Source organism: Pseudoduganella violaceinigra DSM 15887 (assembly GCF_000425385.1).
Taxonomy (GTDB): Bacteria; Pseudomonadota; Gammaproteobacteria; order Burkholderiales; family Burkholderiaceae_D; genus Rugamonas; species Rugamonas violaceinigra.
The window spans coordinates 72,749-96,401 of record NZ_AUDI01000004.1; the positions used below are offsets into that span (position 1 = coordinate 72,749).

Sequence of the window (23,653 nt, forward strand, 5' to 3'; positions counted from 1 at the left end):
TTCCATCACTTGCAGGAAAAAACGCCATGAGCAAACTGTTTGAAACCGTCCGCGTGGGCCGCTACACCCTGGCCAACCGCCTCGCCATGGGCCCGATGACCCGCAGCCGCGCGCAGTTTGACGGCACGCCGGGCGAGCTGGCCGCCGAATACTATGCGCAGCGCGCCAGTATGGGCCTGATCGTGACCGAAGGTACCCAGCCTTCGGAAGATGGCCAGGGCTATATGGCGACGCCGGGCATTCACAGCGACGCGCACGTCGCGGGCTGGAGAAAGGTGGCGGACGCCGTGCACGCCAAGGGCGGTCACCTGTTCATGCAGCTGATGCACGCGGGCCGCATGTCGCACCCAGACAATACGCCGCACCACCGCCAGGGCGTAGCGCCTTCCGCTATCGCGCCGAAGACGCCAATGTTCACGCCCTCCGGCATGCAGGACATCCCGGTGCCGCGCGCACTCAGTACCGCCGAAGTGCGCCAGACGGTCGACGATTTCCGCATGGCGGCGCGGCGCGCAATCCAGGCCGGCGCCGACGGCGTCGAGATCCACGGCGCCAACGCTTACCTGGTGCAGCAGTTCTTCGCCCCGAGCGCCAACACGCGCGACGACGAGTACGGCGGTTCGATCTACAACCGCGCGCGCTTCGCCATCGAAGTGGCGAAAGCCATCGCCGCTGAAATCGGCGCCGACCGCACCGCCATCCGCCTGTCGCCTGGCACCACGCTGTGGGGCATCGATGAAGGCCCGGAAGGCCCGGATCTTTACCGCCACCTGATCGCGGAGCTGGACAAGCTTGGCCTGGCTTATCTGCACATCATGGACCAGGGTGACCAGGCCCTGCTGGCCGACATCCGCAAACTGTGGAAGGGCACACTGATCCTGAACCGCCCGGGCCGTCCGCGCGAGCAGATCGGCGCCGATGTCGCATCCGGCTTGGCCGAAGTGGAGGCCTATGGACAGATGGTGCTGGCTAACCCGGACTTCGTCGCACGGCTGAAGGCGAACGCCCCGGTCAATGAACCAGACCGTAACACTTATTTTGGTGGCAGCGCGGCCGGCTATACCGACTATCCCGCCATGGCTTGGAAGTGAATTCTCACAAAAACTTGTGATCCGTGCTGGTGCCGGAACCGTTCGACACGGTGCGGACGGCCAGCGGCATTGCGTCTAGTTTGCGTTGCCCGAAATGTCGAGGGTGCAGACCTGGCTGCCGGTCACGTTGACCAGCATGACAGCAACGCTTACCATTATGTCCATTCCCCTCGATGACGCAGCGGCGCTGGATGTCGCACCGCAGCCGCTGCGTGATATTGCGCTTGAGCTTGGGGTCGTAATCCTTGGTGCCGGGCTGCACCTCGGAACAGCGCCGATCCGAAATTCATGGGCTGTTTTGATATCATGCGTTCTTTTCCCCGGGCGTTTTATGATTCGACTTTTGCTTGCGCTTGTAGTTCTTGTCTGTAGTGCCCCCCGTGGCTACGCCGCCATCCCTCCCATCCCCGAAAAAGCCGAGAATTGCGGCGATCGCTTCGAACAGTTCCGCGAGCTTCTCACAAGCGTTGAACTGGCCGATAAAGCCGCAGTGGTCTTGGCCGATGAAGCGATATATGCGCACGATTTCTTCGTGCGGAAGAGACCCGCATTGACACCCGAACAGAAGGCCGAATTGAAGCAAAACTTTGAATCCGCTTTCCGCGCACGCGCCTCCGCATCGGGCGGCCTTGTCGATATTGCGGCCTGCTGGCATAGCATGGTTACAGTACGCGATTTCGATTTTGACGGTTACCGCGAGACGATTGTACTGTTGCGGCCAGAGAGCTTTACTTTAGGTAGCCAGCTTCTAGATTGGGTCGGCCGTGACTGGTGTCCGCGAGTTTGGAATTCGGTCGTGGCGGAAGTACAGGCAAGTTCAACGTTTCCCGTACCAAGCTTCAATGGCTTTAGCTGGTGTCCCAATCGCCAGGCTCAGCATGAAGAAGTCGCCCCAGCTGCCAAGCCAAAAGTTTCACGTCGAAAAAAATAGTTGATTAGTGAAATTCTGAGAGTTTCTAAGACCCTTCTGGCGGTTACCATACTGCCTTATGCGCCAGGTCTTTTTCACCGATAGTGAGCTCGAGTTCAGGGATGCGTGGGTTCGGCTGACCCAGGCAGGCATCCCGGTGTTCGAGCCGTCCAAGCCTTTGAAAGAGGGCCGCGTGCTTTACATCTGGCTGGCGCACCAATATGACGACGCTGTCCAGCTGCTCCAGAACCCTTTGCATTACGTGGCCTCCGGTGTCACGGACGAGGAGTTCGCCCGGATCCGGGCCGCCGCCGATGCGCGGATGGAGCGTACACGTGATCATGCGTGGGAGCAGTCGCTCAATCGCATGGTGGCATGCGCGTCCTTTCTGCTGATAAGCGGTCTGGTTTATATCACTCTCCCCAACATCCTGTAATTCGACGACTGAGCTTTTCTCGGTCATTCACATGGCCTATGCCGCCAAGCTAGCGGAGGCGGTCGCTTCGTCGGCTCATTTGCAAGCGGAAGCGGTACTGCGGCATTTCAATTTGCTGGCGCGACCTGCAGATCCCGGCGTGCGCGATGTCCGGCTGGCTTAGGTCGCCATTATTGCGCTGAGTTCTGCTGCCACCTGCTCGGCAAACAGGTGAATGTGGTAGCCGTCGACGAAGCCGTGGTGCACCTGCACCGAAAATGGCAATTCCAGGCGCCCAGCGGCAGCATCCCTGAATTTCCCCCACGCGAAGGATGGAATATCGGGCTGTGCCAGTACGGCGATCGGATGCTGAATGGACGTGAAGTTCAGCCACGGTATGCACGTGACGAAGACCTGCTCCTTTGCTTCACGCGGCGTCATGCTCCGATATTTGCAGTTCAGCGCTTCCATGTTCGAGGCCTCTTCACGCGCCGCCATGCCGCGCGCCACGAACTCGCGCAAATCGTCCGACCAGTCGAACTGGGCGAAGTTCAGGTCATCGTGCTGGTTCTTCACCGTGAAAGAGGGCGTCAGGCGATCGATGCGGATTATGTTGCCGTCCAGGATGCGGTAGCGGAAATTCTCCAGCTTGAGCACGGAGCGCAGCACAGCGCACAGCATCACGTGGAAAGGCGGCAGCTCTTGCGCTTTGCACCAGGGCCGGAAGTCCGGCAACTCCATCACGAAGGTCAGGTTCAGTGCGGGGCTGTCCATGCGGTCGAACAGCTTGAAGCGATCGAGGCGGCGCTGCATGGAGTTGTTAACGGATTCTGTGGAAAAGTCTGTTAACAAGGACTCCCTCCGTGCGCTAAATGCCTGATTTCAAGGAAGATATTCTCACTGCTTAATTTTTGATCAGCTCAGCCGGCCGAAGGTGAGAAAGATCCAAGCCGCCGCAATCACTACCATTCCGGCAATCGTGACGCAGGACCATGTGAAGAAGCAGGCGGACACCATGGTGGCCTGCAGCGCGCGCTCGAACAGGAAGCCCAGGCCGAAGTCAAAGGTCGCCATAACCGTCCAGCGGCGGAAGTAGACCGGCAGGTAGCGGCTCATGTACTTGTTGTGCTGCAGGGCCGCATGGCGTTCGATCACATTGCGCGCCGCGCTCACATCCTTGAACAGCCAGTCAAAGAAGATAAAGCGGTAGAGCAGGGTGCGGAAAGGCATCGCTTCGGTGGTCATGTGCGTCTCCCAAGGTGGCCCGGCAAGTGCATGAATACATGATATATAATTTCCGGCGCCATGAAAAATCGCACCACACTCCAAGGAGACTGTGCATGACGGAATACTTGCGCGGCAGCTGCCTGTGCGGCGGCGTTGAATACAAGGCTGAAAAGAGCTCGGTACGCAAGGCGAGCCACTGCTATTGCACCATGTGCCAAAAGCAGCACGGTGCGGCATCTGGCACTTATGCCAACGTTGCCAGCGCCGGATTCAGTTTCGAAAAAGGCGCCGACCTGGTGACCGAATTCCATTCTTCCGACCACGGCCGGCGCGGCTTCTGCAAGGTATGCGGCTCGACGCTGACCTGGCGCAGCACGCAGGCGCCGGACCGCATCGCTGTCACATTGGGCACCATGGAGCCCGAATACGACGGCCCCGTGCAATACGAACTGCACCTGGATTCCAAGCCGCGCTGGCTGCCGACCGCTTAATGGCGGTGTAGCGTTGCGATGGCCAAGGTGCCATCGCTGGCGCGTTCGTTGATCGTCCATTTCAACGGCGCGCGCGGTGATGCGCTGGTGTCGCGCGCTGCCAGGCGCAGTGTGTAATCCCCGGCTGGAAGCGCCGGCAGCGTCCAGCTGTCCTGGTAACTGGCGCTGTTGCCGCCGCCCGTCAGCGATTTCAGGTTTGCCGTCGTCTGGCCCGACCACACAAGCGCGCCGGCCGAATTCACCAGTTCCGCGTTCACCTTCCACGTTTCATATGTTGGCGCGCTGCCGTCGTTGCGCAACATGGTGGTCAGGGTCAGCGCGCCGCTGGTTGTCAGCTTGACCGTGCTGCTGGCGGGGGCATAACGGTAGCCGGACTCCCGCGCCATCATCAAGAGCTCATTCTGTTCGGCGGCATTCAGCGCGCCCCAGCGCTGCGAATCCGGGCGGCTGGTTTCGAAATTCCCGTTGCTGAACAGGGTGATATGGAAGGCGGCCGCCTGCTGGCGCGCCGTGGCGGGGTTGTTTTGCGGGTCGCCGCTGGTGAAGGGGCAGAACTCCGATACTACCGGTGCTTTCTGCCATTGGCTGCCGAAGGCCGCCCATTCCGCCGGGCGGTTGGTCCACTGGTCGAAATAGCCATAGCGGCTCAGGCAATCGGCGCGCAGGCCGACCGGACGTGCGGTGATGGTCTGCTCCAGCAGGGCGTAGTTCAATGTATCCTTGTTGGAATAGGGGATGAACATCACATGCTGCTGGCTGGGGAAGGCGTCGAAATGCATCTTCGCGAACTCGCGCTTGCTGGCGTTGCTGATCGCCGTGATCCCGGCGGGCGGATTGGCGTAGGCGCTGGAGCGCATCCCCCATTCGCCGTATTGGCCGAACATGCCCACGTCGATCCAGGCGATATCCGGATTGTCCGGGCCAAGCGCGGTTGCGAGCGCGGACAAGAGCGCGCGCGAGCGCTGCTGCAGCCAAGGGTCGTTCCAGTCGGGGACGTAGGTTTTGCCGGGCACAGTGGCATCGGTGTCTGCCCAGAAGCCGCAGCCCACCTGGCAATTGGCGTTGTTCACAATATACGCGCCGACATAGGACACATTGTCGTCATAGCCCGCCATCATGCGCACGCGGAAGGCGAACTTGCGGCCTTGGCTTTTTGCCGCCGCAAGATCGTTCAGGATTGCGCTGAAATCGTATTGCCCCTGCGTTGGCTCAAGATCTTTCCAGTAATAGCGTCGGTAGGACTCTTTGGCGGGTTCGGATTGCGGCACCAGCTCCTGGTTCTGCCAGCGGTAATAGCCGCGCAGGGGATTGACGGTGTCGTCGCCGGCGAGAGGAATCGCCGTGTAGGTGCGGCTGGCATTCAGGGCTGTCCAGCCTTCGGGGTCCGCTTTGGCCGGTGTGAAGCTGGCGGCCGTCAGTACACTTGCAATGAGTAAGTTCAGGCGCGGCATAAGAGGCTCCTGTCATTGGTCGGGTAGCGCGCGCAGCTCCTCCTCGCTGAAGCCAGCTTTGCGGCGTGCTTCAATATTGAAGGGACCGCGCACGGTGGCCTTGTACTGTACCACCAGTTCGTCGTAAGTCCTGACCGGATCGAGTCCGCGCAAGCCGCACAGGTGCCAGTACCAGCGGTTGCCGATCTCCACATGGCCGATTTCGTCGCGCAGGATAATGTCGAGGATGGCGGCGGCCGCTTCGTCGCCGGCCTGCGCCAGCTTGGCGCGCAGCGGTGGAATCGCATCCAGGCCGCGCGCTTCCAGCGTACGCGGCACGAGCGCCATGCGGGCCATCACGTCGCCGGTGGTCTTTTCCACCATCTCCCACAGGCTGCCGTGGGCGGTGTAGTCGCCGTAGGCGCAGCCCAGCGTAACGAGGTGTGCCGACAGCAGCGAGAAGTGGTAGGCCTCTTCCTTCGCCACACGCAGCCAGTCCGTGTAGAACTGCTCCGGCATCGCCGGGAAGCGCCACATCGCATCCAGGGCGAGGTTGACGGCATTGAACTCGATGTGGGCCAGGGCATGCACCAGCATGGCGCGGCCCTCCACCGTCGCCATTGAACGGCGCCCGACCAGGCGCGGCGCCACCAGTTCGGGACGGGCAGGGCGGCCGGGGATGGCTGCTTCGCCCGCATCCAATGGGGCGGAAGTATCCAGCACCAGCGCTCCGCCAGCCCAGGCCTCGGCCATGGCGAAGACGGCCGCCACTTTGGCGGATGGATCGGGTTCGACCAGGCATTGCAGGGCGAGGCTGCGGAGTTCAGGCTTTGCTTTCATTGTTCAGTTTCCGGTGCCGGGCAAGGGCCGACAGTATATGCCTTGCAGCCTGCGTGATCCAGCGCACCGAGCAGAGACTGCCGCCGGGCGCAGAATGCCCGAATGGATAGCCAGACAATATTATTTGTCGCCTGTGTGCTGTTTGGTATCGCCGCTGCCGGTGGGGGCGTCATGGCCTTGATCCTGCTGGGTAAGAGTACCAACCCGCCGTACTGGATCGCGATGCTGCACGGCTTCCTCGCGGCGGGCGGCCTGACGCTGTCGGCCTACGTGACGGTCCTCGCTCATGTGGCGCTTCAGTCGTAGTGTTGGAAGACCTTGGCCGAACCGTCTGGCAGCATTAGAAAAACATCGTATGCATCCTTGCGCGGTCCTTCCATACCCGGCGAACCAAGCGGCATGCCCGGCGCCGACAGCCCTTTTGCTTTCGGCTTGGCCGCCAGCAGGCGTTTGATATCCGCCGCCGGTACATGTCCCTCGATCGCATAGCCATCCACCACAGCAGTGTGGCAGGAGCCGAACCGGTCCGGCATTCCCATTTTCTCGCGCAGATCGGAAGGATTGGCGACATTGTGCGGCGCCACGGTAAAGCCGTTGGCGCGTAAATGCCTCACCCACTCTTCGCAGCAGCCGCAGGCCGCGCTTTTATAGACATTGATCACGGGCGTGGCAGCCATGGCCAGCACCGGAATGGCCAGCATCGCGGCCAGTAATGTTTTAGGGATCTTCATGCATGGATGGCGGCACGCGCCAAATCCGGGGAGGAATGATATGGTTCAAAGATATTTCTAGACGACTGGTCTAATTGAGCGTAGTGTGTGCCACATGACTTCCTCTACCTACGCCGACGTTCGCCAAGGGATTATCGATGCGGCCCTGCCGCTGTTCATGCACAAGGGCTTCACCGGTGTCGGGTTGACGGAAATCCTGGCGGCAGCGAAGGTGCCGAAAGGCTCGTTCTACCATTACTTCGGGTCCAAGGAAGTCTTTGGCGCGGCGGTGATCGACAGTTACTTCGAGCGCACGCTGGCCCGTATTGACGACCTGCTGGCCCAGGGGGCGACAGGACGGCAGGGGATATTGAATTACTTTGAAGACTGGCGCGCATGCCAACTGGCCGAATCCAGCCAATGCCTTGCCGTCAAACTGGGAGCGGAAGTGAGCGACCTGTCGGAAACCTTGCGGGCCGCCCTGCATCGCGGCACCAGCGGGATCACCTCTCGCCTGGAACGATGCATCGAGCGCGGCGCGGCTGACGGCTCGCTGGCGCAAGGGCTGGATGCCAAGGTACTGGCCGTGGCGCTGTATCAAAGCTGGGTTGGCGCGAGCCTGCTGGCCAAAATTAACCATGACCGCGGGCCGCTCGATACGGCTATGGCGGGCACGCAGCAGGTAATGAATTTGACGCAGCAAGTGTGAACCGGGCGGGGCGCCGGGATGGCCTCCCGCTTTTTGTTTCTTAAAAACTAGACGACTGGTCTAATATTGAAAGGGGCAGCAAAATGACACAATCTTCCACTACCAACCGCCGCATCGTCCTCGCATCGCGACCCCAGGGAGCGCCCACGGCCGCCGACTTCCGCCTTGAAGAAGCCCCCATCCCCGTGCCGGCGGAAGGGCAGGTGCTGCTGCGCACCCTCTATCTCTCGCTCGATCCGTATATGCGCCAGCTGATGGACGAAGTGCCGCCGGCCTACGCACCGCGCGTGGAACTGGGCTCGCACATGGTCGGCGGCACCGTAAGCCGTATCGTTGCCTCGCGCCACCCAGGCTTCCAGGTTGGTGAGCTGGTACTGGGAAATGCCGGCTGGCAGGACTACGCTCTATCCGATGGCAGCGACCTGCGCGCGCTCGGTGACATGAAACAGCCGTCGTATGCGTTGGGCGGCCTCGGCATGCCCGCCTTCACGGCCTATGTCGGGCTGCTGGATATCGGGCAGCCCAAAGCGGGCGAAACCGTGGTGGTCGCCGCCGCCACCGGCGCAGTAGGCGCCATTGTCGGTCAGCTCGCTAAACTGAAGGGCGCGCGCGTGATCGGCATTGCCGGCGGCGCCGACAAGGTAACTTTCGCGCGTGAGCAACTGGGATTCGACGTTGCACTGGACCGGCACGACCCGCAACTGGCGCAAAAACTGGCGCAAGCCGCGCCGGACGGTATCGACGTCTACTTTGAAAACGTGGGCGGCGCCGTATTCGGTGCCGTGGTGCCGCTGCTGAATGTGGGTGCGCGCGTGCCGGTCATCGGCGTGATCGCCGACTACAACCGGAAGGGCGCCGCGGAGGGGCCCGACCGTCTGCCGAAGGTCATGGCGACCATTTTGCAAAAGCGTATCCGCATGCAAGGTCTGGTCATCTTCGACCATTATGAAACCCGCCACGAAGATTTCATCCGCGACATGACGGCCTGGGTCGCCCAAGGCAAAGTGAAACTGGTTGAAGATTTACTGGAAGGCTTGCCACAGGCGCCTGAGGGCTTAATAGGCTTACTACATGGTAGCAATTTTGGCAAGGTCGTTGTAAGGGTGTCAGAAGCTTGAAAATGACTCAAGTTATTGCTGGCCGAGGCAGTTTCTGCGTGGCATAATTGGTTTAGTTATTAATAATATGACTGAACATTATTACATGAATGCGACCAGAATGATTGCGGCGGTTGCGGTGGCCCTGGCCACCGTTTCCGCGGGCGCCAGCTCCCAACCAGCCGGCATGTGGGATACCCTCGTAGGTATGAAATACGCCAAAGCCCGCAAGGAAGTGATCGACGCGGGCTGGCGTCCGGACCATCGTAATGCGTCCGCCGAATGGGAGCGTCAGCTGCAAGGCCAGTTCCCGGAACTACGCTCCTGCGAAGCGGCCAGCGGCTTCTGCACCCATTACTTCGTGTCCTATGACGGCGTTTGCCTGAAGGTCGTCACCGAAGGCGAGACGGTAGCCGCCTTCAAGGTGCGCAGCGTCCAGCAAGGCTGCGCCAAACAGTAATAATGACGTTCAATTTGCGGCGCGCGGTGACGGCCGACATGGCCGAAATCATGCGGCTCGAGCGCGCCGGCTTCGCACCAGCCATCCAGGAAACCGAGCAGACTTTCGCCGAACGCCTCGCGGCCGCACCGGAAGGCTGCTGGGTGCTGGCCGGCGAAGCGGGGCGCCTATACGGCTACCTCTGTGCAGAATTCTGGCCGCTGGAACCGGGCTTCAACCCGAATCGGTTCGCGCGCGACCATGCAGCCGGCGAAACGCATAGTCTGGACGGCGAAGAAATCTATATCTCCTCCATGGTGGTCGACCCCGTCACGCGCGGCACGGGCTGGGGGCGGCGCTTGTTCAGCGTAGCGCTGGCGGAAATGTTCGCCCGCCACTTACGCCTGCGCAGCGCCATCCTGATCGTCAATCCGGAATGGACGGCAGCCCGCCGCATCTACAGCGCCGAAGGCTTCGCTGAAATCGGCGAAATCGAAGGCTACTTTGCTGCCGGCGATGGCCGGCAGCTGTCCGCAATCGTGATGCGCCGTCCGCAAACTTGAGCGCATAATGGTCGCTATGCGTGTCGCGACCTTCAACATCAACGGAATCGGCGCCCGCCTGCCGGCGCTGCTGCAATGGCTGGATGAAACCCGTCCGGAGGTTGTATGCCTGCAGGAACTGAAAGCCCCGCAAGAAAAATTCCCGGAAGCGGCCATCAACGACGCCGGCTATGGGGCGGTATGGCACGGCCAGAAAAGCTGGAACGGCGTCGCCATCCTTGCGCGTGGCAGCACGCCGGAAGAACTCGGGCGCGTCCTGCCTGGCGACGCCGAAGACGTACAAAGCCGCTACATCGAAGCGATGGTGGGCAAATTGATGGTCGCCTGCCTTTACCTCCCCAACGGCAATCCAGCGCCCGGCCCCAAGTTCGACTACAAGCTCAAATGGTTCGAGCGGCTGATTGCGCGGGGCGCGGAACTGGTTGCATCCGAAGTTCCCGTCATCATGGCCGGCGACTACAACGTCATGCCGACGGAACTGGATGTCTACAAGCCTGAACGGTGGCTGGACGACGCGTTGTTCCGTCCTGAAACGAGGGCAGCCTACGCACGCTTGGTCGGTCAAGGCTGGACCGACGCCCTGCGCAGCATGCATCCCGGCGAAAAGATTTACACCTTCTGGGACTACTTCCGCAATGCCTTCGGCCGCGACGCCGGATTGCGGATCGACCATCTGCTGCTGAACCCCGTGCTCGCGCCGCAGCTACGCAAGGCGGACGTTGACCGCATGGTGCGCGGAGGCGAAAAACCCAGCGATCACGCCCCGACCTGGGTCGAATTAGACGGCTGCTTCTAATCTTTCCGCCACTGTTGTTTCCTCGCGGTATATTAGCCTCACTCCGGAGTTTTTCGCTTGACAACTAACCTGAGGAGGCACCATGCGTTATGCACGCAAAGCAGCAGTATTGTCTTCATCCACCGAAGCGGAGCCGCTCAACCAGCTGAATATGACGCCGTTGATTGACGTCATGTTGGTCCTGATCATCATGCTGATCGTCACCATCCCCAAAGCCAGCCACTACGTGGGCATGAATATGCCGACCGCTGGCGGTGAAAGTAAGTCGGTCGCGCAAACGCTGGAAGTCGACTTCGATGGCACGCTATGGTGGAATGGCGCCCAGCTCGCAAGCCGTACGGCGCTGGAAGAAAAGCTGTCCTCGCTGAAAGGGGATGACAGTGTGCAGCTGCGCTCCAACGGCCTGGCGCCGTATAGGATTGTGGCCGGCATCCTGTCATCAGCCCAACGTCTCGGCGTGCGCAATATCGCGATGGCAGGGAACGAGCGCTTCCAATAAAAAGTCAGGGTCCAATAAAAAAGTCAGGGTCAGGTCTGTCATTCGGACACCCCGCCGCATTCTTTGATCTAGCTCAATACGGAAAATCGGCTGATTTTCCGTATTGAGATTTCTCAAGGAAGATGCGTCCGTGTCCAAATGACAGACCTGACCCCGAATCTTGCCCCCGATTGGGGGCGGGCGAAGGCTTTAGCCGCGGCGGCTGGCCAGTGCCATTGCGCCCAGGCCAGCCAGCAGCAGGGCGCCGCTGACAGGTTCCGGTACGTCCGTGGCAGGAACTGGATGATCGCCAGTCAGCGTGACATTGTCGATTGCCCAGCTTTCGTCATCGCCTGCTTGCCAGATATCGCCGGAGGCAAAGAATGCAATTGTGTGGGCTCCTGCCGAGAAGTCGCCCAGGTTCAGCGTCATGGTGTAGGCCTGGTCGGGCCAATAGGAGAAGCCCAGCTGCTTGCCATAAGACAAATTCGTCAGTTTTGCGCTCTTGTTTGGCGAGCTTTCGTAGTCGAAACTCTCGGAGAACAGTTTTTTGCCGTCGACCAGGATATTGAAGAAATCCGGGCCGTAGACGCTGCCATTGCCGTTCCACGAATCGATCGCAGCGAACGAGAACGTCAGCGTGGCGTCGCTAACTGCGTCACCGAAGTTCAGATTCAGAATCGAGGCGCCAGCTGGATTGCCGGCGGTGTCGTTACGCAGCATTTGATCGCCGAAACCAATCGTCTTATAGCCTTGGCTGCCGGTCAGAGAACCTGCACCGCTGAAGCCATTGGTATTGGATTCGAAGTTGTTGGTGTAAAGCGTTGTTGCCGAGGCTGGGATGCCGGCGGCTAAAGCCAGTACTGCAAAAATTGCTTTTAAATTCATTAGTTGTTCCGTGGAAATTGATTTAGCACGAAGATTCATTTAAGCAATAATCATACCATATATTAAAAATCAATTACTTATGTAAAGTGTGCTTACCTACTGTAAAGTTTTCCGACAGTCGGTCGCCAGTCAAGGTTGACGCCCAGGCTGGCCAGCACGATCAAGCCGAAGCCAACCAGCTGCCAGGCGCCGATGACGTGGCCGTATACAAGGAAGTCCCAACCCACGGCTGCCGCCGGGTAAATGAAGGTCAGCACCGCGATCGCCGCGGTCTCCATGCGTGGCGTGGCGCCGTAGATCATCACATAGGCCATGGCGGTCGGAACCAGTCCCAGCGTCGCCAGCCAGCCCCACTGGGCGGCGCTCAGGCCGGCGGCCGGGATGGTGCTGAAGGCGCCCAGCAGCACGGTGCCGGTTAGGCAGTGCACCAGGGCCGTCAGGTGGGGCGGGGTGCCGCGCATCGATTTTGTGGTCAGCGTTACGCCGGCATAGGCGAGGGCACCCGTGAGGGTGCTGGCGATGCCGAGCAGGTAGTTGCTGTCCATCGCTTCGTCGAAATGCACGCCGCAAGCCAGTGCCAGTCCGCCAAAGCCGAGCACTACCCACGCCAGCTTGTTGGCCGCCAGGCGTTCGCGCAGGATCAAGGCGCCAAGCAGCAGGACCATGAAGGGCTGCACATGGAACACGATGGTGGCGACGGCGATGCCGATGCGGCGGATGGCTTCAAAGAAGGCGACCCAGTTCACCACCATCAGCACGCCGCTGAACACGGCCAGCTTGAGTGCGCGCGGGGGCATGTTGGCGCGGGTGAACAGGCGCCTCCAGGCGCAGTACAGCGCCAATGCTGCGGCGCCGATGACGCAGCGGAAGAAGACGGTGGTGATCGGGTCAAGCCGCGCCTCCTGGACGTAGATGCCCAGGGTGCTCAGCATGAGCATGGCGATGATGTAGGTGACGACGGGATGGCGCATTGGCGGCATCATCGCATGAAAAAATCGGGGCGGCCCCATTTTAAAGGGCCGCCCCTTGGCGTTGTGCCGATTTACTGCACTGTGAGGATGACTTTGACGCTGTCGTCGACGGCGGACTTTTCGATGTAGCCGATAGCCTGCACGTCGGCGGCGACCGCTTTCTTCACTTCCGCGCTGGAACCGTATTCCTTGGGCGCCGTGCCCTTGCCGGTGAAGACCAGTTTCGACCATTGGGTCTTGACCTGCGCGCTGTCTTTGCCCAGCACCTTCTGGCTGAACTCATTGCGCAGCGGACCTTCGGTGTGTTCGACCGGCGTAAACAGTGTCGATTTGCCGAGGAAGAATTGCGCTGCCTGTTCGCTGAACATGCGCGAGGCCGGGTTCTTCGGGTTGACGATCACGACGATTTCGGCCGCCAGTGCGGGCAGGGTGGCAAACACCATCGCTGCGGCGAGCAGCGGCTTGATTCGCTTGTCCATGGCTGCCTCCTCAGAACACGAAGTCGAGTGCTACGGCATACACATTGACCGGGCCAGTGAAGGTCGGCGTCGGCTTGATGAAGGCGCCGGGACCGTCCTTCGGCTTGATATGGTCGATCTGTACTTTCAGGGCCAGCGACTTGTAGAAGTCCCAGCGCACGCCGATCGCGTCGGTCGATTGCAGCGCTGCCCTGGCAACACCGCCGGGGCCGTTGATGGCGGCGGTGATCGGCGCCAGTGGGCCGCTGGTGGGCAGGCCGGGAACCGTGCGCAGCGATTTCTGCGTGATGTTGCCATGGTAGTAGTAGGGCAGGACCTTGCCGATACGGTAGCCGGCCATCGCGTACCATGAATTCGTGTCGTGCACGATCAGGGTGTCGGTGCGGCGCTGTGCATATTCGGCCTGCAGCACGATGTTCTTCCAGTCCATGGTGCCGCCGATGGAGGTGAAGGTGCCTTTGACGTCCTCCAGCGGCATCATGTTCGCCACCGAGGTCAGTCCCACGCTGCGCAGCAGGGCCACCAGGCCGGGCAGGGCGGTATTGTCCTTGACCGTGAACTTGGCCTGGGCGCGGCCGAAGCGCAGCGTGAACGGGCCGTTTTCCGCAACCACGTGCAGCAGCAGCATCTTGCGGAAGTCCGCGTTCTGCCCGGGCTGTTCAGCTTCGGCGCGGCCGGTGCCGAGCTGGAAGCTGAGCGAGGTGTCGCCGAAGTTGTGCTGGTACAGGATGTCGGCGCCGTCGAAGTAGTCCAGCGTGACCTGGCGATAGACTTCTGCTGGCGGGCGCAGCATGGTGTTGGCGTAGCCCACGTTGCGGAAGTCGGAAATCATGTAGATCGGCGCGCCCATGCGGCCCACGCGCACGCTCAGTTCATCATTGACCTTGAATTTGGCGAAGGCCCATGCGGCCTGGGCGCGGTAGTGGTCGATGGCGTCCTTGCGCACCAGGCCTTGGCCGGTGAACGAGAGCATGTCGTTGACCTTGACCGTGGCTTGTATGCCGAAGTTGGAATCGACGCCGGTGCGCGGGTCCTTCTTCACGCCGGCAGCCTGATTGGGGCGGATGAATTCCGCTTCGTCGGTATTGGTCTTGGTGAGGGCGGCGGTGCCGAAGCCGCTGATGGTGACGGTAGGTCCGCCTTCCTGGGCGCTGGCCGGAAGGGCCAGGCTTGCTGCTGAAAGTGCTGCGATCGCGCGACAAATCTTCTTCATCTGCTAGCCCTCCCTGTTGTTGTTCGGGTGAGTGTCACAGATTGTGGAGCTGCGCGCTACTTTTCGTCGTGTGCACGCAACAACAAGAAAGCCCGCAGTTGCGGGCTTTCTTGAAAGTCTGAGGCGATTCTTACTTCGCCTTGCCCAATTCCGAACGCTGGCGCGAGTAGCCGAAATACACGAACAGGCCAATCACCAGCCAGATGCCGAAGGCGATCCAGGTGGTCGCCGACAGGAAGTACATCAGCGACAGGCAGAAGGCAACGGCCAGGCCCGGTACGACCGGCACACCCGGGCAGCGGAAGGCGCGGTGCAGGTCTGGACGCTTCTTGCGCATGATGATCACGGCGATCGAGACCAGGCAGAATGCGGCCAGGGTGCCCATGTTGACCAGTTCGGCCAGCACGTTCAGCGGCACCAGTGCGGCGATGAAGCCGAAGATCAGGCCCACCATCCAGGTGGCGAAGAACGGCGTGTGGTATTTCGGGTGCACCTGCGACAGCTTCTTCGGCAGCAGGCCGTCGCGCGACATGGCGAAGATGATGCGGGTCTGGCCGTAGGCCATGACCAGGATCACGGTCGTCATGCCCAGGATGGCGCCCAGCGAGACCCAGCCCGCGAACCAGTTTTCACCGGCGTATTGCAGGGCCAGCGAGACCGGGTGGTCGACGCCCAGGAACTGCTTGTAAGGAACGATGCCGGTCATGATGCCCGCCACGATCACGTACAGGATGGTGCACACGGCCAGCGAACCGATAATGCCGATCGGCAGGTCGCGCTCAGGGCGCTTGACTTCTTCCGCGGCGGAGGTGACCGCGTCGAAACCAATGAAGGCGAAGAACACCAGGGCTGCCGCGCTCATCACGCCGGTCGCGCCGAACGGCATGAATGGCTGCCAGTTGGCCGGCTGCACGTGGCCGGCGCCGACAGCGATGAACAGGATCACCACGCCGATCTTGATGACCACCATGATGTTGTTGACGCGCGCCGATTCGCGCACGCCCCAGCCCAGCATGGCCGTCAGCAGGATCATGATCAGGAAGGCCGGCAGGTTGAACACGGTGGCGGTGCCGGGGATGGCGCCCGGTGCGGCGGTCAGGGCGGCCGGCAAGTGCAGGCCGATGCCGGCGATCAGCGACTGGAAGTAGCCGGACCAGGCGACCGACACGGCGGAGGTGGCGAGGCCGTATTCAAGCATCAGGTCCCAGCCGATCATCCATGCGACGATTTCGCCCAGGGTGGCGTAGCTATAGGTGTAGATGGAGCCGGCAACCGGTACGGTCGACGCGAATTCGGCGTAGCACAGGGCGGCGAAACCGCAGGCCAGTGCCGCGACCACGAAAGAAATCGTCAGGGCCGGGCCGGCGGTCAGTGCGCCGGTGCCGGTCAAGACGAAGATGCCGGTACCGACGATGGCGCCAATGCCCATCAGCACCAGGTCCATCGGCCCCAGCACTTTCTGCAGGCCACCCGGGGTGCGGGTAGCTGCTACCATGTCGTCCAGGTTCTTAGTCCTAAAAATGCTCACTAGTCTCTCCAATATCTTCTCTTTTGGGATCGCCAAAAAAAGGCTGCCGCATATTAGCATACGGGTTTGGCGGTGATGTTGTAGGATTGTAAATTTGAATTGTTGTCAGAAAAGCCTTGCACCTGTGATGAAATATATGATACTCGCTGCGGCCTCAGCCGCAGTCACTTTCGCCGCCCTCGCGCCCGCTGCCGCCCAGCCGATGCCGCCGCAGCCCGACACCCCGGCCTACAAGGCGTGCATGGCCGAGGAGGGCGAGCTGCGGCCGCAGCGCCAGGCGCTGTCGCGGCGCTTCCGCGACCATGAGGCCGGGCTGGAGCGGGTTTCCGCTGAACTGGCGGCGCATGAAGCGGCGTCGGGCCAGGTGGTGCGCACGGATAGTGCCGCCGTTGCCGCCTACAACGCGCGCCAGGAAGACTTGAACGCGCAGGCCGCCGGCTTGAACGCCGAAGGCATCAGCCTGGAAAAGGAATTGCACGCGTTTAACGCGCGCGTGGCCGCCGGTAATATCCGATGCGGTAATATCCTGGCGCCCTATAAAGTTCGCAAGAAGGAGAAATAATGCGCAAGAACCTCGCCGCAGCCCTGGCGCTGTCCCTGGCGTTCGCCGGCGCCCAGGCCACCCCGCTGCCGGCACCGGCGCGCGCCGAAGTCGACGCGCTGCTCGCGCGCCTGCAGTCGTCCGGCTGCCAATTCAACCGCAATGGCAGCTGGTATTCCGGCGCCGAAGCCAGGACCCACCTGCTGCGCAAGCTTGAATACCTGGAAAAGAAGGACATGGTCAAGAACGCCGAACAGTTCATCGACCTTGGCGCCGCGACCAGCAGCTCGAGCGGTAAACCATATATGGTGAAATGCGGTGCGGCCGCAGCGCTTGAAAGCAAGGCCTGGCTGACAACGGAGCTGAAAGCCATCCGCGCGCGCTGACAGCGCCGCGCGCGCTATAGTGGGCACGGAGGAGCATCGCCATGCACCACGAAACAGCCAGCATTCCCACTTCCGCCGGTACGGTGGAAGGTACGCTCGACCTGCCGGCCGGTGCGCGCGGCGTCGTTCTGTTCGCCCATGGCAGCGGCAGCAGCCGCTTCAGCCCGCGCAATAATTTCGTGGCCGGCGTCCTGCGCACGGCCGGCATCGGCACCTTGCTGATGGACTTGCTCACCCCGGCGGAAGACGAAATCTACCGCACCCGTTTCAATATCACCTTGCTAACGGAACGCCTGGGCCTGGCAGCCGACTGGCTGGCCGCGTCCGCAGCTGCGCGCGGCCTGGCGCTGGGGCTGTTCGGCGCCAGCACCGGCGCTGCAGCGGCCCTGCAACTGGCCGCCGAGCGCAAGGCCGGGGTGGCGGCCGTGGTAGCGCGCGGCGGCCGCCCGGACCTGGCCGGGCAGGTGGCGCTGGCGCGGGTGAGTGCGCCGACCCTGTTCATTGTCGGCGGCAGCGACGTCGGTGTCGTTGAGCTCAATGAAGCTGCCTACCTCAACCTGAATTGTAAAAAACGCATCGATATCGTTCCCGGCGCAACACATTTATTTGAGGAGGCCGGCACGCTGGAAGAGGCGGCCCGCCTGGCGCGCGACTGGTTTGGCCAGCACCTGGGGCCGCGATTGTGAGAATTCGTGCATTTTTAAGCCCACTTGCATCGCTATAATTTTCCCCATCTTTACAGGAGAGTATATGGCGTTGCAATTAAGGAAATCGATGGTCTGGAATGCGGTGCTGAGCGGCGTCGTGGCTGCCGTCGTCGCCGTTGGCATCGCTTGCCTGATCAACATTCCCGGTTTCATTCTGGGCCTGGGCGTACTGGCCGCTGGTGTGGCGGCCTTCCTGCAGACGGCTGCAAAAATACGCGCCGGCACCCTGGCCCCGCTGCAGGAGCTGGCCTCGTATGTTCGTATCGAACGCGAAAGCACCCAGAAACGCCAGCAAGTCGACTGGAGCGTGATCGACGACTATGCGGCGCAGCTGGCGACGCGCGGTTTCCGTCCGCTCGGCGACTACACCGCCCACCCGATGGCGGCGGCCCTGCAAGGCGTCGCGGCCCTGTTCACCGATGCCGAGGGCAGCATCGTGATCGAGATCCAGCAATTGCAGCTGCGCCCCGAGGCCGGCCGTGACGGCATGCGCGACGGGATTTATTTCAGCATCATGTCCATGGTGGGCGGATGCATCCGTGTCATCACCTGCAACCATAAGCCGCGCGCCGCCACCTATGTGATGCGCGGCGAGCACGACGTGATGACCGCCCAGCCGGGCAAGGGCCTGTTCGAGCTGCTGGTGACGCACACCGATCTGCTGACCCGCCTGCGCGAAAAAGTCGGCAAGGCGCCGGCCACAGGCCTGACCGTGGAGCGCTATGTGCTGGCCATCCGCGAAGCCCAGGCCCAGGCCCGCATCCGCGTAAGCGGCATGAGCGGCTATGCCATTGCCTGTGAGGTGGACCGGTTCCAGACCGAGCGCACGATGCGCTGGACGCCGCAGATCGCGGACCTGAAACAGGTGCCGCAGCGCCGCCTGGACGAATTGGACAGCGCCTTCGCCGCCGCGGAACAGCCACCCGTATTTCACGACTCGCTGGCCACGCAATTCTGACCCCGATGCGTTAAGCCGGTCGCCAGGTTGCAAAGTGATTTACTTGAATAGGATGAAACCTCATCATGAAAATCAGCAATCGACTGGTCATTACGCTAGCAATCGCCTTCCTTGGCCTGCTCTTTGTCGGCGCGGAAGGCCTGTGGCAGCTACGCGACGCGCAGCAGCGCATGGAGCTGGTGCAAACCAGGCTCATTCCCAGCGTTTCAGCCATTAATGCCGCCAAGGCGGCGGTGAGCGACAGCCGCCTGGCCGGCTATCGGCTCTCCGTGTTCTCCAACCTGCCCGACAAGAGCGCGCTGGATAAGGCCTACAACGACGCCCACGCCAACTTCGACAAAGTCCTGGCCGACTACGCGAAGAACAATGCCTTCGACGATACCGACCGCAAGATGCTGGAGCAGGACAAGGCGGCCATGGAAATCTATCGCCAGGCATTGATACCCTTCATCTCCGCCGCGCACGCGGGCAATATGGACGGCGTGCGCGCCACCCTGGTGGCCGGCTCGCCACTGGCGCTGGGCGCCGCCGGCGTGAAGAAAAGCCTGGACGACCACGTTGCCTACAACCAGAAGCTGATCGAAAAAGTGAAAGGCGACAGCGACGCCGACTACTCCAGGGCGCTGACGCTGCTGGTGGCCGTCACCGTGGCCGTGCTGCTGATCGTCGCCCTCATGGGCTACAAGATCTATCTGGTGATCAGCGGTGGCCTGGACCGCATGCAGGGGACGATGGAAGGCGTCAGCAGCTCGCTCGACCTGACGCGCCAGGTCGAAGTCGAACGGATGGACGAAATCGGCCATGCCGGCGCAGCCTTCAACAAGCTGCTGGGCGAGATCGGCGGCGTGGTCGGCACCGCGCGGTCGGCGGCGGAAGCGGTCAGCACCGCCTCGCGCCAGATCGCCGCCGGCACCGGCGACCTGAATAGCCGCACCTCGCAACAGGCGGCGGCGCTGGAACAAACCGCCTCCAGCATGGAGGAACTGACTTCCACCGTGAGCCAGAACTCCGACAATGCGCGCCAGGCCAACCAGCTGGCGCAAAACGCTTCGCAGATCGCGGTGCAGGGCGGCGAAGTGGTGAAGGAAGTGATCGACACCATGGCGTCGATCAACGCCTCCTCGCACAAGATCGTCGACATCATCAGCGTGATCGACGGCATCGCCTTCCAGACCAATATCCTGGCCCTGAACGCCGCGGTGGAAGCGGCGCGCGCGGGAGAGCAGGGGCGCGGCTTCGCTGTCGTGGCCACCGAAGTGCGCAGCCTGGCGCAACGCTCTTCGGCGGCGGCCAAGGAAATCAAGACCCTGATCGACGACAGCGTGGTCAAGGTCGAATCGGGCACCCGGCTGGTGGTGCGCGCCGGCGACACCATGAACGATGTAGTGGCCAGCGTGAAGCAGGTCTCCGACATTGTCGCCGAAATCAGCGCCGCCACCACGGAGCAGAACGCCGGCATCGCCCAGGTGCACCAGTCGATCACCGCGATGGACCAGGTCACGCAGCAGAACGCCGCGCTGGTGGAACAAACCGCCGCGGCATCGCAGGCGATGCAGGACCAGGCCGAAATCCTCGCGCGCGCGGTGAGCGCCTTCCGCATTGATGGCGGCCACTTGAAGGCAGCCCCGGCGCTGCGCAATGCGAGCTGTCCGGCGACCGCCGTGGCCGTGCGGCCGGCCCAGCCGCGCCGGGTCGCCAACGCCGGCGCGGGCGACGGCTGGGAGCAATTCTGAGTTGTTAAGAAAATTAGAGTACTTATTCATCTGTTCGTCATAATTCGGCGCTATCTTTGGTTTCTGTTTTTGCAACCAGAGGAGACCACGAGATGAAACTGAGCACCATCGCTGCCAGCCTCGCGCTGGCAGCATCCGCAGTAAGCATTCCCGCCCACGCCTGGCAACAGGAGACCCACCGCCGTATCGTGCTGGACGCCGTCAACTACATGAAGGCGAATCCCGGCAGCACCAATTACAACAAACTGCTGGCAGGCGTCACGCGCGCCGGCTACACGATGGACCAGTTTGCGGCGGCGCTGGGCCAGGGCGCCTATGACGTCGACGACTTCGCCGACACCTACATCTGCGGCGCCACCACCGGCAACTGCCAGATGGCACCCGTATGGGGGCTGGGCGCCGGCATCGTCAAATACACCACCTTCTGGCACTTCCAGAACCACACCTCCGGCAGCGACGTGCACGGCAACCCCTTCGGCGGCTACAACTACGCCAAAATGGGCGTGGCCGGCGACATCGACAACCTGGCGGCTGGTTGGCTGTACGGCGACTACCTGGACGACGGCTCCGGCGGCCTGAAAGGCTGGTTCGGCGACGGCAGCAAATACAACAGCTACGGCATCACCGAAGCGCACTACCGCCTGGGCGGCTACTCGACCAACGCCATGTACGCCGACTTCGAGAAAGCCCCGTTCCAGCCGATCGACAACCTGGGCCAGTACTGGTTCTCGCAATTCCTGGCGCAGCCGACCGCCCAGTCGCTGGGCTTCTCGCTGCACACCACCGACATCGTGCAGCCGCACCACAGCTGGGCCACTTCCGCGCACGACCACTCGGGCTGGGAGCAATGGGTGTTCGACTACTACGATCGCGAACACCTGAACGACGCCGCCCTGGTGGCATCGGCCATGGCCGATTTCACGCCGGTAGCGCCGACCAGCAACGACATCCGTCCGCTGCTGACCCAGGGCGGCACCTACTCGTACGCCAACGGCGGCATCGTGATCTCGTCGACCGCCCACGGCGACCGCGTGACCGTCGGCCGCAAGATGATCCCGCACTCGATCGCCATGGTGGTGCACGTGCTGAACCGCGCCGCCGAGCGCATGGCGAACTGATGGCCGCGCGCCGCATCCTCCGCAGGGCGGCGCAGGCCGCCGCAAGCGCCATGCTGCTCGCGGGTGCGGCGGCATTTGCGGCGCCTGCCGCATCGCCCGGCGCGGGCGCGCCGCTGGCCGCCCGCATCGACGGCGAACCGCTCTACGCGCTCACGGTCGACACCCTATGGCAGCAGCGCCGCGCCGGCAAGTCCACGCTCGAACGGCGCGCCATGCTGGACGAACTGATCTCGCAGCGCCTGCTGGCCGCGCGCACCGAGGCCACGGCGCCGCCTGAACCGGCCGGAACGCCGGTCGCCTTCGCAGCGGATGTCGTCGTCGAAGACCGCCTGGCCGGCGCGCTGCGCGACGTATATGGCAAGGACCTCGACGCCGCGGTGGCCGCGCTCCCCGGCGGCACGCTCGACAGCGTCATCACGGCGCAAGCGCCGATCCCGCAAGCGCAACTGGACGCCATCTTCGGTAGCCAAGGCCCGCTGCTGCTGGAGATCGCGCTGACGCCCGCGCAGCAAGCGCAGGCCGGTAAGATTGAAGTGCTGCGCTACCGGTTTCCCTGCAGCGAAGAGAGGAGTATCAGCCTGTATGACGTTTACCACCGCCAGAATGTCCAGGGCCGGCTCGCGCTGACGCAGCAACCGGCAAAAGTCGCCGAACAGCAGGCCCGCCGCATCCTGGCGGACGCCTTCATCCAGCACTGGGCCCGCCAGCGCTTTGGCGCCGAAGCGGTCGCCGACCTGCGCCGCGCGATTGCCGACGGCGAAACGGTGGCAGCGCTGCAACGCCTGCATGGCGTCGGCCTGGATACCGACTCCGGCAGCCCGCTGCTGAATCGCCTCGCAAGCGAAGCCAGTCCCGCCGAAATCGAAGTCTTTTACCGGCAGCACAAGGACCTGTTCGCCCGTATTGAGAAAGTGCGCGCGCGGCATATCCGCCTGGCCGACGAAGCGCAAGCCCAGCGCGCGCTGAACGCCCTGCAAGGCGGCGCCAGCTTCGCCGCCACGGCCAGCAGCATGTCGCGTGCACGCGACGCCACCAAGGGCGGAGACCTGGGCTGGATCAGCGCCGACGGCCGCAAGGACTGGCTCGCCAGCCTTGCCTTCAGCCAGGAACCCGGCAAAGCATCGATGCCCGTGCGGGCACCGGTGGGGCCGAACGACCCGGCCTATTGGGAAATCGTGCTGGTGGAAGAGCGCGTGCAAGGCGCGCATCCACTGGAATCGGAAACCGTGCGATACCAGGCCAGCCGCATGATCGCGGCGAAGAAGGCGGTGCAGCGGCTGAATGACATGGCCGATCAAGCGCGCAAAGCGGCGCGCATTGACATCGTGGAGGTGCAATGAAGCGCCGGTCCGTATTGGCGGTGGCAATGGCCGGCTGTGGTGCGCTTGGCATCTGGTGGCTGGGCGGCCATGGCGCGGGCAGCGATGCCGTAGCACCGGTTGCGGCGCATCCTCCCGTAGCCGTCAACGCCGCGGTGCCGGCCGTCGTCGTGGCCCCCGCCGCTAATGAAAAGCAGGCCAGCGAAGCGCCGGATGGGGACGGCTTGAAGCGCGTACCGCTCCCCCCGGTCGACACGCGTGCACCGGCGTGGATCTCGATGGCGCAAGCGCGCGAAACGGGCGACGAACGCACGCCCCCGATTGAACGCAGCGCGCCGGCGGAGCATCCTGATGCCGGCCTGCTGGCCGACCATGACGCCTATGCAGCCTACGAACTGGCGCAAAAACAGCGCCTTGCCGCCGCCTATGTCCAAGCTGCCGCCCCCGAGCTGAGCCGACTCCAGGCCGACCTGGAGCGCGGCCGCGAAGCCGGCATCCCGCCGGAAGAACTGGCCCGAGTGGCTGAAAAGATCCGCCGAATTGACCAGCAACGGCAAGCCGCCACGGCGATGCTCTCAAAGTAAAAGTCGGGGTCAGGTCTGTCATTTGGACACGC

Annotated in this window: 29 protein-coding genes; 19 read left to right on the forward strand and 10 right to left on the reverse strand. The window is 62.5% G+C overall.

The genetic code is table 11. The features are described 5' to 3' along the window. Positions 1–26: 26 nt before the first annotated feature. The 3 genes from H597_RS0104070 to H597_RS0104085 all read left to right on the forward strand — a co-directional run bounded on the left by H597_RS0104070 (position 27) and on the right by H597_RS0104085 (position 2,437). Positions 27–1,091 (forward strand): alkene reductase, encoded by a 1,065-nt coding sequence (locus H597_RS0104070; protein ID WP_028101005.1) that lies wholly within the window; start codon positions 27–29, stop codon positions 1,089–1,091. A gap of 103 nt (positions 1,092–1,194) precedes the next feature. Further along, positions 1,195–2,022: a hypothetical protein gene (locus H597_RS34665; protein ID WP_154667944.1), complete on the forward strand. Its 828-nt coding sequence runs from the start codon at positions 1,195–1,197 to the stop codon at positions 2,020–2,022. Between the two features lie 58 nt (positions 2,023–2,080). Then, a complete protein-coding gene (locus H597_RS0104085; RefSeq protein ID WP_028101007.1) occupies positions 2,081–2,437 on the forward strand; it encodes a hypothetical protein in 357 nt (118 codons plus the stop codon). 159 nt (positions 2,438–2,596) lie between these two features. Here H597_RS0104085 and H597_RS0104090 read toward each other — a convergent pair whose 3' ends face one another. Further along, a complete protein-coding gene (locus H597_RS0104090; RefSeq protein WP_028101008.1) occupies positions 2,597–3,229 on the reverse strand; it encodes a CatA-like O-acetyltransferase in 633 nt (210 codons plus the stop codon). 102 nt (positions 3,230–3,331) lie between these two features. Next, positions 3,332–3,661 carry a hypothetical protein gene (locus H597_RS0104095; RefSeq protein WP_028101009.1) on the reverse strand — a complete coding sequence of 110 codons (330 nt, stop codon included), beginning with the start codon at positions 3,659–3,661 and terminating at the stop codon, positions 3,332–3,334. A gap of 95 nt (positions 3,662–3,756) precedes the next feature. Between H597_RS0104095 and H597_RS0104100 the strand changes: the two genes are divergently transcribed. Then, positions 3,757–4,134, forward strand: coding sequence for a GFA family protein (locus tag H597_RS0104100; protein WP_035373094.1), 378 nt, complete (start codon positions 3,757–3,759; stop codon positions 4,132–4,134). Here H597_RS0104100 and H597_RS0104105 read toward each other — a convergent pair. Together H597_RS0104105 and H597_RS0104110 are read right to left on the reverse strand one after the other, a co-directional pair. Then, complete coding sequence (locus tag H597_RS0104105) at positions 4,131–5,585, reverse strand: DUF4832 domain-containing protein (protein WP_028101011.1); 1,455 nt, start codon at positions 5,583–5,585, stop codon at positions 4,131–4,133. The genes H597_RS0104100 and H597_RS0104105 overlap by 4 nt on opposite strands. 12 nt (positions 5,586–5,597) lie before the next feature. Further along, a complete protein-coding gene (locus H597_RS0104110; RefSeq protein WP_028101012.1) occupies positions 5,598–6,404 on the reverse strand; it encodes a ferritin-like domain-containing protein in 807 nt (268 codons plus the stop codon). Positions 6,405–6,506: 102 nt separating this feature from the next. Here H597_RS0104110 and H597_RS29660 point away from each other — a divergent pair, with 102 nt between their 5' ends. After that, positions 6,507–6,710 carry a hypothetical protein gene (locus H597_RS29660; RefSeq protein ID WP_035373096.1) on the forward strand — a complete coding sequence of 68 codons (204 nt, stop codon included), beginning with the start codon at positions 6,507–6,509 and terminating at the stop codon, positions 6,708–6,710. Here the strand turns inward: H597_RS29660 and H597_RS0104120 are convergent. Further along, on the reverse strand, positions 6,701–7,135 hold the full coding sequence (locus H597_RS0104120; RefSeq protein WP_028101013.1) for a DUF411 domain-containing protein: 435 nt from the start codon (positions 7,133–7,135) through the stop codon (positions 6,701–6,703). The two genes, H597_RS29660 and H597_RS0104120, sit on opposite strands and share 10 nt — an antisense overlap. 94 nt (positions 7,136–7,229) lie before the next feature. Here H597_RS0104120 and H597_RS0104125 point away from each other — a divergent pair, with 94 nt between their 5' ends. The 6 genes from H597_RS0104125 (at position 7,230) to H597_RS0104150 (ending at position 11,217) form a co-directional block, all read left to right on the forward strand. Further along, entirely contained in the window at positions 7,230–7,823 is a 594-nt protein-coding gene (locus tag H597_RS0104125; protein ID WP_028101014.1) for a TetR/AcrR family transcriptional regulator, read from the forward strand. A gap of 83 nt (positions 7,824–7,906) precedes the next feature. Beyond that, complete coding sequence (gene curA, locus H597_RS0104130) at positions 7,907–8,941, forward strand: NADPH-dependent curcumin/dihydrocurcumin reductase (protein ID WP_028101015.1); 1,035 nt, start codon at positions 7,907–7,909, stop codon at positions 8,939–8,941. 100 nt (positions 8,942–9,041) lie between these two features. After that, complete coding sequence (locus H597_RS0104135) at positions 9,042–9,380, forward strand: hypothetical protein (RefSeq protein ID WP_028101016.1); 339 nt, start codon at positions 9,042–9,044, stop codon at positions 9,378–9,380. A gap of 2 nt (positions 9,381–9,382) precedes the next feature. Continuing rightward, on the forward strand, positions 9,383–9,922 hold the full coding sequence (locus tag H597_RS0104140; protein WP_028101017.1) for a GNAT family N-acetyltransferase: 540 nt from the start codon (positions 9,383–9,385) through the stop codon (positions 9,920–9,922). A 16-nt stretch (positions 9,923–9,938) separates the two neighbouring features. Continuing rightward, a complete protein-coding gene (xth, locus tag H597_RS0104145; protein WP_028101018.1) occupies positions 9,939–10,718 on the forward strand; it encodes an exodeoxyribonuclease III in 780 nt (259 codons plus the stop codon). A gap of 82 nt (positions 10,719–10,800) precedes the next feature. Beyond that, positions 10,801–11,217: an ExbD/TolR family protein gene (locus tag H597_RS0104150; RefSeq protein WP_035373099.1), complete on the forward strand. Its 417-nt coding sequence runs from the start codon at positions 10,801–10,803 to the stop codon at positions 11,215–11,217. Between the two features lie 189 nt (positions 11,218–11,406). Here the strand turns inward: H597_RS0104150 and H597_RS0104155 are convergent, their stop codons facing one another. The 5 genes from H597_RS0104155 to bcaP all read right to left on the reverse strand — a co-directional run bounded on the left by H597_RS0104155 (position 11,407) and on the right by bcaP (position 16,275). Then, positions 11,407–12,123 (reverse strand): PEP-CTERM sorting domain-containing protein, encoded by a 717-nt coding sequence (locus H597_RS0104155; protein ID WP_154667945.1) that lies wholly within the window; start codon positions 12,121–12,123, stop codon positions 11,407–11,409. 53 nt (positions 12,124–12,176) lie between these two features. Further along, the gene (locus H597_RS29665; protein ID WP_035373102.1) at positions 12,177–13,055 is read right to left on the reverse strand and encodes a DMT family transporter; all 879 of its coding nucleotides are present in this window, start codon (positions 13,053–13,055) and stop codon (positions 12,177–12,179) included. A 71-nt stretch (positions 13,056–13,126) separates the two neighbouring features. Then, on the reverse strand, positions 13,127–13,534 hold the full coding sequence (locus tag H597_RS0104165) for a type 2 periplasmic-binding domain-containing protein (RefSeq protein ID WP_028101021.1): 408 nt from the start codon (positions 13,532–13,534) through the stop codon (positions 13,127–13,129). A gap of 10 nt (positions 13,535–13,544) precedes the next feature. Next, positions 13,545–14,747: a porin gene (locus H597_RS0104170; RefSeq protein ID WP_028101022.1), complete on the reverse strand. Its 1,203-nt coding sequence runs from the start codon at positions 14,745–14,747 to the stop codon at positions 13,545–13,547. A gap of 130 nt (positions 14,748–14,877) precedes the next feature. Beyond that, on the reverse strand, positions 14,878–16,275 hold the full coding sequence (gene bcaP, locus H597_RS0104175) for a branched-chain amino acid transporter BcaP (RefSeq protein WP_028101023.1): 1,398 nt from the start codon (positions 16,273–16,275) through the stop codon (positions 14,878–14,880). Between the two features lie 127 nt (positions 16,276–16,402). Here bcaP and H597_RS0104180 point away from each other — a divergent pair, with 127 nt between their 5' ends. The 8 genes from H597_RS0104180 to H597_RS0104215 all read left to right on the forward strand — a co-directional run bounded on the left by H597_RS0104180 (position 16,403) and on the right by H597_RS0104215 (position 23,621). Then, on the forward strand, positions 16,403–16,837 hold the full coding sequence (locus tag H597_RS0104180; RefSeq protein ID WP_028101024.1) for a hypothetical protein: 435 nt from the start codon (positions 16,403–16,405) through the stop codon (positions 16,835–16,837). Then, entirely contained in the window at positions 16,837–17,202 is a 366-nt protein-coding gene (locus H597_RS0104185) for a YfeK family protein (protein WP_028101025.1), read from the forward strand. The genes H597_RS0104180 and H597_RS0104185 overlap by 1 nt, the downstream gene beginning before the upstream one ends. Before the next feature lie 41 nt (positions 17,203–17,243). Next, positions 17,244–17,888, forward strand: coding sequence for a dienelactone hydrolase family protein (locus tag H597_RS0104190; protein ID WP_051293521.1), 645 nt, complete (start codon positions 17,244–17,246; stop codon positions 17,886–17,888). A 64-nt stretch (positions 17,889–17,952) separates the two neighbouring features. After that, entirely contained in the window at positions 17,953–18,867 is a 915-nt protein-coding gene (locus tag H597_RS0104195; RefSeq protein WP_154667946.1) for a hypothetical protein, read from the forward strand. A gap of 65 nt (positions 18,868–18,932) precedes the next feature. After that, positions 18,933–20,600, forward strand: coding sequence for a methyl-accepting chemotaxis protein (locus tag H597_RS29670; RefSeq protein ID WP_035373104.1), 1,668 nt, complete (start codon positions 18,933–18,935; stop codon positions 20,598–20,600). Between the two features lie 92 nt (positions 20,601–20,692). Continuing rightward, complete coding sequence (locus tag H597_RS0104205) at positions 20,693–21,718, forward strand: hypothetical protein (protein ID WP_028101028.1); 1,026 nt, start codon at positions 20,693–20,695, stop codon at positions 21,716–21,718. Continuing rightward, entirely contained in the window at positions 21,718–23,058 is a 1,341-nt protein-coding gene (locus H597_RS0104210) for a peptidylprolyl isomerase (RefSeq protein WP_051293522.1), read from the forward strand. The genes H597_RS0104205 and H597_RS0104210 overlap by 1 nt, the downstream gene beginning before the upstream one ends. After that, entirely contained in the window at positions 23,055–23,621 is a 567-nt protein-coding gene (locus tag H597_RS0104215; RefSeq protein WP_028101030.1) for a hypothetical protein, read from the forward strand. The genes H597_RS0104210 and H597_RS0104215 overlap by 4 nt, the downstream gene beginning before the upstream one ends. The last annotated feature ends 32 nt before the right edge of the window (positions 23,622–23,653 follow it).

Excerpts from the sequence above, each read along its gene's own strand:
- H597_RS0104195 (WP_154667946.1), top strand. The coding sequence starts at position 17,953 with ATGGCGTTGCAATTAAGGAAATCGATGGTCTGGAATGCGGTGCTGAGC.
- H597_RS29660 (WP_035373096.1), top strand. The coding sequence starts at position 6,507 with ATGGATAGCCAGACAATATTATTTGTCGCCTGTGTGCTGTTTGGTATC.
- H597_RS0104120 (WP_028101013.1), bottom strand. The coding sequence starts at position 7,135 with ATGAAGATCCCTAAAACATTACTGGCCGCGATGCTGGCCATTCCGGTG.
- H597_RS0104185 (WP_028101025.1), top strand. The coding sequence starts at position 16,837 with ATGCGCAAGAACCTCGCCGCAGCCCTGGCGCTGTCCCTGGCGTTCGCC.
- H597_RS0104070 (WP_028101005.1), top strand. The coding sequence starts at position 27 with ATGAGCAAACTGTTTGAAACCGTCCGCGTGGGCCGCTACACCCTGGCC.
- xth (WP_028101018.1), top strand. The coding sequence starts at position 9,939 with ATGCGTGTCGCGACCTTCAACATCAACGGAATCGGCGCCCGCCTGCCG.
- H597_RS0104110 (WP_028101012.1), bottom strand. The coding sequence starts at position 6,404 with ATGAAAGCAAAGCCTGAACTCCGCAGCCTCGCCCTGCAATGCCTGGTC.
- H597_RS0104205 (WP_028101028.1), top strand. The coding sequence starts at position 20,693 with ATGAAACTGAGCACCATCGCTGCCAGCCTCGCGCTGGCAGCATCCGCA.
- H597_RS0104095 (WP_028101009.1), bottom strand. The coding sequence starts at position 3,661 with ATGACCACCGAAGCGATGCCTTTCCGCACCCTGCTCTACCGCTTTATC.
- H597_RS29665 (WP_035373102.1), bottom strand. The coding sequence starts at position 13,055 with ATGCGCCATCCCGTCGTCACCTACATCATCGCCATGCTCATGCTGAGC.
- H597_RS0104165 (WP_028101021.1), bottom strand. The coding sequence starts at position 13,534 with ATGGACAAGCGAATCAAGCCGCTGCTCGCCGCAGCGATGGTGTTTGCC.
- H597_RS0104150 (WP_035373099.1), top strand. The coding sequence starts at position 10,801 with ATGCGTTATGCACGCAAAGCAGCAGTATTGTCTTCATCCACCGAAGCG.
- H597_RS0104135 (WP_028101016.1), top strand. The coding sequence starts at position 9,042 with ATGATTGCGGCGGTTGCGGTGGCCCTGGCCACCGTTTCCGCGGGCGCC.
- H597_RS0104190 (WP_051293521.1), top strand. The coding sequence starts at position 17,244 with ATGCACCACGAAACAGCCAGCATTCCCACTTCCGCCGGTACGGTGGAA.
- H597_RS29670 (WP_035373104.1), top strand. The coding sequence starts at position 18,933 with ATGAAAATCAGCAATCGACTGGTCATTACGCTAGCAATCGCCTTCCTT.
- H597_RS0104210 (WP_051293522.1), top strand. The coding sequence starts at position 21,718 with ATGGCCGCGCGCCGCATCCTCCGCAGGGCGGCGCAGGCCGCCGCAAGC.
- H597_RS0104100 (WP_035373094.1), top strand. The coding sequence starts at position 3,757 with ATGACGGAATACTTGCGCGGCAGCTGCCTGTGCGGCGGCGTTGAATAC.
- H597_RS0104105 (WP_028101011.1), bottom strand. The coding sequence starts at position 5,585 with ATGCCGCGCCTGAACTTACTCATTGCAAGTGTACTGACGGCCGCCAGC.
- H597_RS0104170 (WP_028101022.1), bottom strand. The coding sequence starts at position 14,747 with ATGAAGAAGATTTGTCGCGCGATCGCAGCACTTTCAGCAGCAAGCCTG.
- H597_RS0104215 (WP_028101030.1), top strand. The coding sequence starts at position 23,055 with ATGAAGCGCCGGTCCGTATTGGCGGTGGCAATGGCCGGCTGTGGTGCG.
- H597_RS0104155 (WP_154667945.1), bottom strand. The coding sequence starts at position 12,123 with ATGAATCTTCGTGCTAAATCAATTTCCACGGAACAACTAATGAATTTA.
- H597_RS0104180 (WP_028101024.1), top strand. The coding sequence starts at position 16,403 with ATGAAATATATGATACTCGCTGCGGCCTCAGCCGCAGTCACTTTCGCC.
- curA (WP_028101015.1), top strand. The coding sequence starts at position 7,907 with ATGACACAATCTTCCACTACCAACCGCCGCATCGTCCTCGCATCGCGA.
- H597_RS0104085 (WP_028101007.1), top strand. The coding sequence starts at position 2,081 with ATGCGCCAGGTCTTTTTCACCGATAGTGAGCTCGAGTTCAGGGATGCG.
- H597_RS0104140 (WP_028101017.1), top strand. The coding sequence starts at position 9,383 with ATGACGTTCAATTTGCGGCGCGCGGTGACGGCCGACATGGCCGAAATC.
- H597_RS0104090 (WP_028101008.1), bottom strand. The coding sequence starts at position 3,229 with ATGCAGCGCCGCCTCGATCGCTTCAAGCTGTTCGACCGCATGGACAGC.
- H597_RS0104125 (WP_028101014.1), top strand. The coding sequence starts at position 7,230 with ATGACTTCCTCTACCTACGCCGACGTTCGCCAAGGGATTATCGATGCG.